Source organism: Pseudoduganella aquatica, from assembly GCF_020865585.1.
In the GTDB taxonomy this organism is placed as follows: Bacteria; Pseudomonadota; Gammaproteobacteria; order Burkholderiales; family Burkholderiaceae_D; genus Rugamonas; species Rugamonas aquatica_A.
In genome coordinates, this window is record NZ_CP086370.1 from 72011 (window position 1) to 84821 (window position 12811).

General features: G+C 68.5%; 4 protein-coding genes. All 4 read left to right on the top strand.

All coding sequences use genetic code 11. The features are described 5' to 3' along the window. The first annotated feature begins 103 nt into the window (after positions 1-103). The 4 genes from KT882_RS00290 to rfbH all read left to right on the top strand — a co-directional run bounded on the left by KT882_RS00290 (position 104) and on the right by rfbH (position 12802). Positions 104-9394, top strand: coding sequence for a hypothetical protein (locus tag KT882_RS00290; protein ID WP_228894089.1), 9291 nt, complete (start codon positions 104-106; stop codon positions 9392-9394). A 218-nt stretch (positions 9395-9612) separates the two neighbouring features. After that, positions 9613-10386, top strand: coding sequence for a glucose-1-phosphate cytidylyltransferase (gene rfbF / locus KT882_RS00295; protein ID WP_161074337.1), 774 nt, complete (start codon positions 9613-9615; stop codon positions 10384-10386). After that, positions 10383-11465, top strand: a complete 1083-nt coding sequence (rfbG, locus tag KT882_RS00300) for a CDP-glucose 4,6-dehydratase (protein WP_228896813.1) — start codon at positions 10383-10385, stop codon at positions 11463-11465. The genes rfbF and rfbG overlap by 4 nt, the downstream gene beginning before the upstream one ends. 11 nt (positions 11466-11476) lie before the next feature. Further along, positions 11477-12802: a lipopolysaccharide biosynthesis protein RfbH gene (gene rfbH / locus KT882_RS00305; protein ID WP_161074336.1), complete on the top strand. Its 1326-nt coding sequence runs from the start codon at positions 11477-11479 to the stop codon at positions 12800-12802. Positions 12803-12811 lie beyond the last annotated feature (9 nt).

Here is a 12811-nt window from a genome sequence, read left to right on the forward strand (position 1 = left end):
AAGTCATTGTTTCCAGACCAAGATTTAAACTACTTTTACCTACCAGTTCTCAAATACGGCGCAATTGCGGTTAAGATATATTGCTGCCAGGAGAGATTTTAAAATGCCCTCAATATTACTCGGTTTAAGCACCACCCAAGTTGCCTCGCTGTCGACGGCCCAGATCGCCTTGCTGGCGACGTCGGATATGCTCGTCCTCACCACGGAGCAACTGCAGGCGCTCAGCACCACGCAATTGAGGGCATTGACCGCCATCCAGCTGCGCGTCCTGCCCAACGCCACCATCAGCGCCATCAACACCGGGCAGCTGGGCGGCATCTCCACCCTGCAGATCCAGGCCTTCTCCAGCAGCCAGCTGGCCGGCCTGAGCACCACCCAGCTGGTGGACGGCCTGAACACGGCCCAGCTGGCCGCGCTGACCACGCAGCAGGTGGGCGCGCTCAGCGCAGCCCAGTTCTCCAGCCTGGAAACCGGCGACATCGCCGCGCTCAAAGGCCTGCAGATCGCGGTGCTGAACACGGCCCAGCTGGCCGCGCTCGACAGCAGCCAGTTCGCCGCCCTCACCACTGCCCAGGCCGCCGCCTTCACCACGCGCCAGCTGAACGCCTTCACCAGCACCCAGCTCAACGCGCTGGAAACGAACGACTTCGCGGCGCTGACCTCGCAGCAGCTCAATGCGCTCAACGCGCAGCAAGCCAATGCGCTGGACGACGCCCACCTGGCCGCGCTCTCCACCGCCCAGACCGCGGCGCTGTCGACCGCGCTGCTGTCGGCGCTGTCGACCAGCCGCATCGCCGCCCTGCAGACCACCGACGTGGCCGCACTCACCAGCGCGCAGCTGAACGCCTTCAGCAGCGCCCAGCTGGGCGCATTCAGCAGCACCCAGCTGGCCGCGCTGACCACCCTGCAGACCGGCTCCCTGTCCACCCAGCAAGTTGCCATACTCAATTCCGACCAGTTGGCCGCGCTCAGCACGGCCGGCTTCGGCGCGCTGAAAACCGCCCAGGTGGCGGTGCTGAACACGGCCGCCATCGACGCGCTCGACACGCGCCAGCTGGCGCAGCTGAACAGCCTGCAACTGGCGGCGCTGACCACCACCCAGGTGCGCGCGCTCAATAGCATGCAACTGGCCGCGCTGAGCACGGCGCAAGCGTCCTCGCTGGCCACGCGCCAGATCGCCGCGCTGCTGAGCACGCAATTGGCGGCATTCGAGACGGCGGACTTCGCCGCCCTGAAATCGACCCAGCTGTCAGCCCTGAGCACGGCCCAGGTGGCATCGCTGGACACCCAGCTGCTGGCCGCGCTGAAGACCGTGCAGCTGGGCGGGCTGGATACGCGCCAGTTGCTGGCCCTGAACAGCTGGCAGGCCGCCGCGCTGTCCACTTCCACCCTGGCCGCGCTGAAGACGCAGCAGCTGGCCGCCTTCAACACCGCCGCCATCGCCGCGCTGAGCGACGCCCAGCTGGCGGCGCTGGCCAGCGTGCAGGTGGCGGCGCTGAGCAGCACGCAGGTGCAGGCGCTGGGCACCGACCAGATCGTGGCGCTCAGCAGCATGCAGGCGCGCGGCCTGACCACGCGCCAGCTGGGCGCGCTCAGCACCGTGCAGCTGAACGCCCTGGAAACGCGCGACTGGACCCAGATGCACTCGCTGCAGATCGCCGCGTTCAATACCGTGCAGATTGCCGCCCTGTCGACCGACCTCATCATTGCGCTGAACAGCGCCCAGGCCGGCGCGCTGACCACCCAGCAGCTGCTGGCGCTGTCCTCGGACCAGCTGAATGCGCTGGAAACGTCGGACTGGCGCAGCCTGAAAACCAGCCAGATCGCGGCCCTGAACACGGCCCAGATCGCCGCGCTGGGCAGCACGCTGCTGTCCACGCTGACCACCTTGCAGGTCGGCGCGCTGACCTCGCTGCAGCTGGGCGCGCTCGACAGCGCCCAGCTGAGCGCCTTCAACAGCGCCGAGCTGGCCGCGCTGAAAACGCAGCAGATCGCCGCCCTGTCCACCGACAATATCGCCGCCATGGGCACGTCCCAGCTGGTGCTGATCAACTCCCTGCAGATAGGCGCGCTGACCAGCGCCCAGCTGAACGCGCTCGACAGCGTGCAGGTGGCCGCGCTGACCACCTTGCAGGCCGGCGCGCTGAGCACGCGCCAGCTGGCCGCGCTCGACACCGGCCACGTCAACGCGCTGGAAACGCGCGACTGGGCCGCCCTGAAAACCGCGCAGATCGCCGCCTTCACCACGGCCCAGATGGCCGCGCTGTCGACCGAGCTGATCGCCGCGCTGACCACCGCCCAGGCCGCCGCGCTGACCACGGCGCAGCTGCGCGCGCTCAGCACCACGCAGCTGGCCGCCATGGAAAGCGCCGACTTCGCCGCGCTGAAAACCCACCAGCTGGCCGCGCTCAACACCGGCGCCATCGGCAACCTGAACACCTCGCAGCTGGGCGCCATGAGCACCACCCAGATCGTCCAGCTGAGCGTGGCGCAAGTGCAGGCGCTGACCACCGACCAGGTGGCCGGCCTGCGCAGCCACCAGGCCGCCGCGCTGACCACGCAGCAAGTCGCCGCCCTGCTGAGCACGCAACTGGCCGCGCTGTCCAGCGCCACGCTGGCGCTGATGAAAACCAGCCAGCTGGCCGCGCTCACCAGCACGCAAGTGGCCACGCTGGGCACGCACCAGATCGCCGGGCTGACCACGGCCCAGGCCGCCGGACTGGGCACGCAGCAGATCGCCACCCTCTCGACCGACCAGGCCGCAGCGCTGGAGAGCAGCGACCTGGCCGCGCTGAAAACCCAGCAGATCGCCAGCCTGTCCACCGCCGCGCTGGCCGCGCTCAACAATGTGCAATTGCAGGCCCTGGGCTCGCTGCAGCTGGGCGCGCTCACTTCGCAGCAGGTGCAGGCGCTGGGCAGCGACCAGATCGTGGCGCTGACCACCTTGCAGGCCTCCACCCTGGGCACCCGCCAGCTGGCGGCGCTCACCAGCGACCAGCTGAACGCGCTGGAAACGCAGGACCTGGCCAGCCTGAAAACCCAGCAGATCGCCGCCCTGGGCAGCGTCCAGCTGGCCGCGCTGAACACCGTCCTGATCGCCGCGCTGACCACGTTGCAGGCCGGCGCGCTGACCACCCAGCAAGTAGCCGCGCTGAGCACCGTGCAAGCGGCCGCGCTGGAAAGCAATGACCTGGCCGCGCTCAAGACCCATCAGATCGCCGCGCTGGGCAACGACAGCCTGGCCGTGCTGAACACCCAGCAAGTGCGCGCGCTGGGCACCCAGCAGCTGGCCGCCCTGAGCACGGCGCAGCTGGGCGCCTTCGACAGCAGGCAGATCGCCGCGCTGAGCACGCTGCAAGCGTCCAATCTGCGCAGCGCGCAAATCGCCGCCCTCGGCAGCGACCAGCTGGCCGCGCTGGAAACCGAAGATTTCGCCAGCCTGAAAACCACCCAGCTGCTGGCCCTGACCACGGCCCAGGCCGCCCTGCTGAGCACCGACCAGATCGCCGCGCTGACCACCGTGCAGGCCGCCGCGCTGAGCACCGCGCAACTGGCGGCGCTGTCCACCGACCAGATCCTGGCGCTGGAAACCGGCGACCTGGCCGCGCTGCGCACCGCGCAGCTGGCCGGCTTGTCGACCACTCAGCTGGTGGCGCTGAGCAGCACCCAGCTGGCCGCGCTGACCTCGCTGCAACTGGCCGGCCTGAGCGGCGCCCAATTGGCCGCCCTCGGCTCGTCCCAGCTGGCCGGCCTGAACACCTCGCAGCTGGGCGCCTTCACCACGGCACAGATCGCGGCGCTGACCACGGCCCAGATCGCCGCGCTGGCGACGGCCGACTTCGCGCGCCTGAAAGTGACCCAGATCGCCGCGCTGACCACCGAACAGATGGCCTCGCTCGACAGCGTCCACCTGGCCGCGCTGACCACCGCGCAAGCGTCCTCGCTGACCACGCGCCAGCTGGCTGCCCTGCTCACCAGCCAGATCGCCGCGCTGGAAAGCGAAGACCTGGGCGCGCTGAAGACCGTGCAGATCGCCGCCCTGTCCAGCGTGCAGATCGCCGCGCTCGACACGGTGCAGGTGCAGGCCCTGAAAGCGCCGCAAGTGGCGGCCCTGGGCAGCGAGCAGCTGGCCGGGCTGAACAGCGCGCACATCGTGGCGCTGACCACCTTGCAGGTCGGCAGCCTGACCACGCGCCAGATCCTGACCCTGAGCAGCACGCAGCTGGCGGCCATGGAACTGGACGACTTCGCCAGCCTGAAAGCCACCCAGGTGGCGGTGCTGAGCAGCACCCAGATCGCCCAGCTCGACACGGCCCATATCCAGGCCCTGACCTCGCTGCAGGCCGGCTCGCTGACCAGCAGCCAGCTGGCGGTGCTGTCGACCGCCCAGATCGCCGCGCTGGAAACGGCCGACCTGGCCGCGCTCAAAGTGGGGCCGATGGCTTCGCTGACCACCGAGCATATCGCCGCCCTGAGCACGGCCCAGGTGGCCGCGCTGACCAGCTTGCAGATCGGCATCCTGTCGACGGCGCAGCTGGCCGTCATGAGCACGGACCAGATCCGCGCGCTGGAAACGGTGGACATGCTGCAACTGCGCGCCAACCAGATCGCCAGCCTGAGCAGCACCCAGCTGAACGCGCTGCAGGACAGCCAGCTGCAATCGCTGACCTCGCTGCAACTGGCCGTGCTCAGCACCACGCAGGTGCAGTCCCTGCTGACCAGCCAGATCGCCGCGCTGACCACGCTGCAGGCGCTGTCGCTGAGCGCCGCGCAGATCGCCGCCCTCAGCAGCGACCAGCTGGCCGCCATGGAAACCCAGGACCAGGCCGTGCTGAAAACCAGCCAGATCGCCGCCCTGACCACCGACCAGGTTGCCGCGCTGAACAGCGTGCAGCTGGCCGCGCTGACCCAGGCCCAGGCCGGCGCGCTGAGCAGCGCGCAGCTGCTGGTGCTGAGCAGCGACCAGATCCGCATGCTGGAAACGTCCGACCTGGCCGCGCTGAAAACCAGCCAGATCGCCGTGCTGAGCAGCGCGCAGCTGGCCGCCCTGAGCGACGATCAACTGCAAAGCCTGACCGCGCCGCAAGTGGCCGCGCTGACCACGGCCCAGCTGTCCACGCTGAGCACCAGCCGCATCGAAGCGCTGACCACCGCGCAGATCACCGGCCTGAACTCGGCCCAGCTGCAGGCCCTGGCCAGCGACCAGGTGCAGGCGATAGAAACGGCGGACTTCGCCGCGCTGAAAACCAGCCAGATCGTGGCGCTGGCCAGCGACCAGATTGCCGCCCTGACCACCGACCAGATCGTGGCGCTGACCACGGCGCAAGCCGCCGCGCTGACCACCGAGCAGCTGCAGGCCCTCAGCACCGACCAGCTGAGCGCCATGGAAACGGCCGACCTGGTGGCGCTGCGCAGCAGCCCCAACATGGCGCTGACCAGCAACCTGATCAGCGTGCTGACCACCTACCAGATCCAGAGCCTGAGCACGGCGCAGCTGTCCGGCCTGGCGGCCGACCAGATGGGCGCCTTCAACACGGCCCAGATCGTGGCGCTGACCACGGCGCAAGTGGGCGCGTTCACCACCGACCAGCTGCAGTCGCTGAGCACCACCCAGCTGCTGGCGCTGGAAACGCGCGATTTCGCGGCCCTGTCGAGCAGCCAGCTGAACGGCCTGTCCAGCGAGCAGATCCTGGCGCTGGACGCGGCCCACCTGGCCGCGCTGACCACCGCGCAGGCGGCCGGGCTGGCCACCGACCAGCTGCAACTGCTGAGCACCAGCCAGATCCGCCTGCTGGAAACGGCCGACCTGGCCGCGCTGCGCACCAGCCAGACCAGCAGCCTGAGCAGCGAACAGATCGCCGCGCTGACCACCTGGCAGCTGGCGCGCCTGGGCACGGCCCAGATCGCCACGCTGACCAGCGAACAGCTGCAAGCGCTGACCACCGCGCAAATCGCCGGCCTCACCACGCTGCAAGTGGCCAACCTGGGCCTGGAGCAGCTGACCCTGCTCACCAGCGACCAGGTGGCCGCGCTCGAAACCGTGGACTTCGCGCGCCTGAGCACGGCGCAGGTGCTGGCCCTGGGCAGCGCCCAGCTGGCCTATCTGCTGACCAGCCAGATCGCCGCGCTGACCACGGAGCAGGCGGCCGCGCTGGACACCGACCAGATCGCCGCGCTGTCGAGCGAGCAGGTGGCCGCGCTGGAAAGCGCGGACCTGCGCGCCCTGGGCACGCACCAGATCGCCGCCCTGTCCAGCGACAACATCCTGGCCCTGGCCACGGCCCAGGTGGCGCAGCTGACCACGCTGCAGCTGAACGCCCTGGCCAGCGAGCAGGTGGCGCTGCTGGGCAGCGACCAGATCGCCGCGCTGAGCACGGCCCAGGTCTCCAGCCTGAGCCTGGAGCAGCTCGCGCTGCTCGACGACAGCCAGATGGCCGCGCTGGAAACCTCGGACCTGAACGCCCTGCGCAGCAGCCAGTTCACCGCCCTGGCCAGCAGCCAGATCGCGGCGCTGGCCACGCGCCAGGTGGCGGCGCTGAGCACCGCGCTGATCAGCCAGCTCACCACCAGCCAATTGGCCGACGGCCTGGGCACCGACCAGGTCGCCGCGCTGACCACCGCCCAGGTGCGCGCGCTGGCCGACAGCCAGCTGGCCGCGCTGAGCGCGCTGCAGGTGGCCGCCATTGAAACCTCGGACCTGAACGCGCTGAGCACGCTGCAACTGGGCGCGCTGGGCAGCGATTTCCTGCAGGCCCTGGCCAGCACGCAAGTGGCGGCGCTGTCCACCGCCGCGCTGGCCGCGCTGAGCAGCACGCAATTGCAGAACCTGGACGCCGTGCAGCTGGCGGCGCTGGGCAGCGGCCAGATCGCCAGCCTGGCCACGGCGCAGGTGGCCGGCCTGGCCACGGCGCAGATCGCCGCGCTGAACACGGCGCAGCTGCAGGCCCTGTCCACCCAGGCCATCGCCGCGCTGACGCTGGCGCAGCTGACCGAAGGCCTGGACGCCGCGCAGTTCGCTTCGCTGGGCAGCAGCGCCATCGCCGCGCTGCGCAGCAGCCAGGTGGCCGGCCTGCTCGACAGCCAGCTGGCCGCGCTCAACACCCTGCAGGTCGCCACGCTGGGCAGTGTGCAGCTGAGCGGCCTGAGCACCGCGCAGATCGACCTGTTCGACACCACCCAGGTCAGCGCGCTGAACACCGTGGCGCTGGCCTCGCTGAGCACCATCCAGCTCAGCGAAGGCTTCAGCGCCGCCGACATCGCCGCGCTGACCACCGCGCAGGCCGCCGTGCTGACCAGCGCCCAGCTCAACAGCCTGACGCCGGCCCAGCTGGCGGCGCTGGAGACGGCCGACCTGGCCGCGCTGACCACGCGCCAGGTGGCGCAGCTCGACAGCGACCAGTTCCTGGCGCTCAACAGCGTGCAAGTGGCGGCCCTGGGCACGCAGCAGGTGCGCGCGCTGAGCACGCTGCAAATCGCCTCGCTCGACACCGCCAACCTGGCCGAGCTGACCACCACCCAGCTCGACGCGCTGAGCAGCGCGCAGGTGCGCGCCATCGACCTGGGCACGCTGTCCACGCTGGCCACCGACCAGCTGCAGCGGCTGGGCACGGCGCAGATCGCCGCGCTGAGCACGCTGCAGATCACCAGCCTGGCGCTGACCCAGATTCCGGCGCTGAGCACCACCCAGATCCCGGCCCTGGGCAGCCTGCAGCTGGCCGCCCTCACCGCCGACCAGATGTTCGCGCTGAACACCGTGCAGATCGGCGCGCTGGGCACGCTGCAGATCGGCTACCTCACCACGGCCCAGCTGCCGGCGCTGTCCAACGGCCAGCTGCAGGCGCTGAGCCCGGACCAGATCGCCGCCATCAAGCTGAGCCAGATCACCTCGCTCAGCGTGGACCAGATAGGCGCGCTGCTGGACAGCCAGCTGGTGAGCCTGAATTCGGCCCAGCTGCAGGCGCTGACCAACACCCAGATCGTGGCCTTCAGCGGCGCCCAGGTGGCGGCGCTGGAAACCCAGCAGGTGCTGGCCCTGAAGAACGCGCAGCTGGCGGTGTGGACCATCGACCATATCGGCGCGCTCACCACCGAGCAGCTGTCGGCCATGAGCACTTCGCAGATCAGCAACCTGAGCGTGGCCCAGCTGGGCTACCTGGCCGATACGCAAATGCCGGGCCTGAACACGGCCCAGCTGTCCACGCTGAAGATCAGCCAGGTGACCGCGCTGGGCAACGAGCAGCTGGCCGCCTTGGACGACCTGCAAATGGCCGCCTTCACCGGCGCCCAGGTGGCGGCCTTCACCACCAGCCAGATCTCGGCGCTGCCGCTGGCCCAGCTCGACGCGCTGACGGCGGCCCAGCTGCAGGCGCTGAAAGCGAGCCAGGTTCTGGCGCTGAGCACGGCGCAAGTGGCCGGCATCACCACCATCCAGGCCGCCGCGCTGAGCACGCTGGCGCTGACCACGCTGACCACCACCCAGGTGATGGCGCTGGAAACCAACGACATCGCCGCCATGAGCGCCTTCCAGCTGAACCAGTTCAGCGTGGACCAGATCAACGCCATGTCCACCGACCAGCAGATGGCGGGCGGCTTCATCGCCTCGCCGCTGGTGCTGGACCTGGACGGCGACGGCGTGCAGACGCTGGCCATCACGGCCGGCGTGCAGTTCGACATCCGCGCCGCCGGCACGGCCGTGGCCACCGGCTGGGTCAATGCGCGGGACGGCCTGCTGGCCCTGGACCGCAACCACGACGGCGTGATCAACGACGGCGGCGAGCTGTTCGGCGACGCCACCCGCCTGGCGGGCGGCGGCAAGGCCAGGGACGGCTATGCCGCGCTGGCCGAGCTGGACGACAACGGCGACGGCGCCATCACCCCGGCCGACGCGGCCTACGGCGCGCTGCGCGTGTGGGTGGACGGCAATGCCGACGGCGTGAGCCAGCAGGACGAGCTGAAGACGCTGGACAGCCTGCACATCGCCAGCATCAGCACCACCGGCAAGGCGGGCGCCGCCACGCAGAACGGCAACATCCTCGGCATGGCGTCGAGCTACACCAGCAGCGACGGCAGCGAACACGCCACCGCCGACGTGTGGTTCCGCGCCAAGGGCGGCCTGGCCGGCCAGGTCAGCAGCCTGACGCAGATCATGGCCAGCTACAACGCCGCCGCCGGCGCTGCCGCCGCCGGCCAGCCTGCCCTGCCCGCCATGCCGGGTTCGGGTGCGGCCTCGGCGACGGCGCAGGCCCTGCCGCACAACATCCAGGCCATGGCCGACGCGCTGCGCCAGTACACGGGCCACGGCGCCGCCGGCCAGATGGCGCCGTCCGGTCCGGACGCGCGCTGGAAGGAAAGCCAGCAGCACGGCTGGCTGGCCGCGCCGGGCGGCAAGAGCTGATACGCCAATCCGCCAGCAGCCAGGGCCGGCCCCGCCAGGGACCGGCCCTTTTTTCATGCCCGCTCCCGGGCTAGCAGGCGGGCAACACTATCATCCTTTAAAGCAATTAGCCCCTCCCCACCCCTCATCTTCTGGTTTAGAATACCCTGCGGCTGGCCCATACTATGGCTTCCGGTGGAACGCCGCCTGTATATTGAACAAAATAACGAGGGAGCAACATGAAAGCTGTCATTCTCGCCGGCGGTCTGGGTACGCGGCTCAGTGAAGAGACCACGGTCAAACCCAAGCCCATGGTCGAGATCGGTGGCAAGCCCATCCTCTGGCACATCCTGAAAAGCTACTCGGCGCACGGCATCAACGACTTCGTGATCTGCTGCGGCTACAAGGGCTACATCATCAAGGAATTCTTCGCCAACTACTTCCTGCACACCTCGGACGTCACCTTCGACCTGCAGGCCAATTCGATGGAAGTGCACGAGCGCCACGCCGAGCCGTGGAAAGTCACCCTGGTCGACACCGGCGAAAGCACGCAGACCGGCGGCCGCCTGCGCCGCGTGAAGAAGTATGTGGAAAACGAGGAAGCGTTCTGCTTCACCTATGGCGACGGCGTGTCCGACGTGGACATCGGCGCCAGCATCCGCTTCCACCAGGCGCACGGCAAGCTGGGCACCATGACGGCGGTGCAGCCGCCGGGCCGCTTCGGCGCCATCGACATCGACGGCCAGCGCATCGAGCGCTTCAAGGAAAAACCGCAGGGCGACGGCAACTGGATCAACGGCGGCTATTTCGTGCTGTCGCCCAAGGTGATCGACCGCATCGCCGAGGACGGCACCTACTGGGAGCGCGAGCCGATGGAAGGCCTGGCCCGCGACGGCCAGATCGACGCCTATCTGCACCACGGCTTCTGGCAGCCCATGGACACGCTGCGCGACAAGGTGCACCTGGAAGAACTGTGGCAAAGCGGCCAGGCGCCGTGGAAACGCTGGCCATGAATGCTGCATTCTGGCAAGGCAAGCGCGTCTTCCTGACCGGGCACACCGGCTTCAAGGGCAGCTGGCTCAGCCTGTGGCTGCAGCAATTGGGCGCGGAAGTCACCGGGTTCTCCCTGCCGCCGCCCAGCGAACCCAGCTTGTTCAACGTGGCTTGCGTCCAGCAAGGCATGTGCTCCTTCACCGGCGACATCCGCGACGCCGACGCGCTGCGCACCGCCATGCAGGCGGCCAAGCCGGACATCGCCATCCACATGGCGGCCCAGGCGCTTGTGCGCTATTCCTACGCCCATCCGGTGGAAACCTACTCCACCAATGTGATGGGCCTGGTGCATTTCTACGAGGCGGTGCGCGCCACCCCGTCCATCCGCGCGGTGGTCAACGTCACCAGCGACAAGTGCTACGAGAACCAGGAATGGCCGTGGGGCTACCGCGAGAACGAGCCCATGGGCGGCTACGATCCCTATAGCAACAGCAAAGGCTGCGCGGAACTGGTCACCAGCGCCTACCGCAGCTCCTATTTCAATCCTGAAAAACATGCCGAGCACGGCGTGGCGCTGGGCTCCGGCCGCGCCGGCAACGTGATCGGCGGCGGCGACTGGGCCGAGGACAGGCTGATCCCGGACATGGTGCGCGCCATCGCGGCCGGCCGGCCGGTGCAGATCCGCAGCCCGCACGCCATCCGCCCCTGGCAGCACGTGCTGGAACCGCTGTCGGGCTACCTGACCCTGGCCGAGCATTTGTACCAGCATGGCGCGGCCTACGCCGAAGGCTTCAACTTCGGCCCGCACGACGCCGACGCGCGCCCGGTGGAATGGATTATCAGCCGCCTGTGCGCCAGCTGGGGCGACGGCGCCTCCTGGCAGCTGGACGGCGCGCCGCAGCCGCACGAGGCGACCTACCTCAAGCTGGACTGCTCCAAGGCGCGCAGCCGCCTGAACTGGCAGCCGCGCTGGAACCTGGCCCACACGATAGACCAGATCGTGGCCTGGCACCAGGCTTACGCGGCCAACCCGGCCGGCAGCGACATGCGCGCGCTGACGCTGGCGCAGATCGCCGCTTACCAAAACACCGACATTTAAAGACGAATACCATGAGCGACACCCCAAACAAAGAACAGCTGCGCGAGCAGATCATCCAGCTGGTGGCCCAGTACGGCGCCCTGGCCAGCGAACCCAAGCCCTTCGAGCCGGGCGTGACCGTCATTCCGCCGGCCGGCAAGGTGGTGGGCGCGCCGGAAATGGAACTGATGGTGCACGCCTCGCTGGACGCCTGGCTGACCACCGGCCGCTTCAACGACCAGTTCGAAGCCAAGCTGGCCAAGCTGATCGGCGTGCAGCACCTGATCACCGTCAACTCCGGCTCCTCGGCCAACCTGGTGGCGTTCAACACGCTGACCTCGCCCAAGCTCGGCCCGCGCGCCATCCAGCCGGGCGACGAGGTGATCGGCGTGGCGGCGGGCTTCCCCACCACCGTCAACCCCATCCTGCAATTCGGCGCGGTGCCGGTGTTCGTGGACGTGGAGCTGGGCACCTACAATATCGACGTGACGCAGCTGGAAGCGGCCATCGGCCCGAAAACCAAGGCCATCATGCTGGCCCACACGCTGGGCAACCCGTACAACCTGGACGTCATCGTCAAGCTGTGCAAAAAGTACAATCTGTGGCTGATCGAGGACTGCTGCGACGCGCTCGGCTCGACCTATGACGGCAAGATGGTCGGCACCTTCGGCGACATCGGCACCATGTCCTTCTACCCGGCCCACCACATCACCATGGGCGAGGGCGGCGCGGTGTTCACCAACAACGCCGAGCTGAAGATGATCGCCGAGTCCTTCCGCGACTGGGGCCGCGACTGCTACTGCGCGCCGGGCAAGGACAACACCTGCAACAAGCGCTTCTGCTGGAAGCTGGGCACGCTGCCGGAAGGCTACGACCACAAGTACACCTACAGCCACCTGGGCTACAACCTGAAGATCACCGACATGCAGGCGGCCTGCGGCCTGGCCCAGATCGACCGCGCGCACGGCTTCATCCAGGCCCGCAAGGACAACTTCGCTTTCCTGAAGGAACGCCTGCAGACCTGCACCGAGTTCCTGATCCTGCCGGAAGCGACCGAGAATTCGGACCCGTCGTGGTTCGGCTTCCCGATGACGCTGAAACCGGAAGCGAACGTCTCGCGCGTGGACCTGCTGACCTATCTGGACCAGCACAAGATCGGCACCCGTTTGCTGTTCGCCGGCAACCTGACGCGCCAGCCTTACATGATCGGCCGCAACTACCGTGTGTCCGGAGAACTGGTCAACACCGACCGCGTGATGAACGACACCTTCTGGATCGGCGTCTATCCCGGCCTGTCGCGCGAGATGCTGGAATACGCGGCCACCAAGCTGGAAGAGTTCTTCGGCGTTGGTTTCTGACCAAAGCCT

What these genes read in the sequence shown, in the direction of transcription:
- KT882_RS00290 (WP_228894089.1), top strand. Translation starts at nt 104, where the DNA reads ATGCCCTCAATATTACTCGGTTTAAGCACCACCCAAGTTGCCTCGCTG.
- rfbF (WP_161074337.1), top strand. Translation starts at nt 9,613, where the DNA reads ATGAAAGCTGTCATTCTCGCCGGCGGTCTGGGTACGCGGCTCAGTGAA.
- rfbG (WP_228896813.1), top strand. Translation starts at nt 10,383, where the DNA reads ATGAATGCTGCATTCTGGCAAGGCAAGCGCGTCTTCCTGACCGGGCAC.
- rfbH (WP_161074336.1), top strand. Translation starts at nt 11,477, where the DNA reads ATGAGCGACACCCCAAACAAAGAACAGCTGCGCGAGCAGATCATCCAG.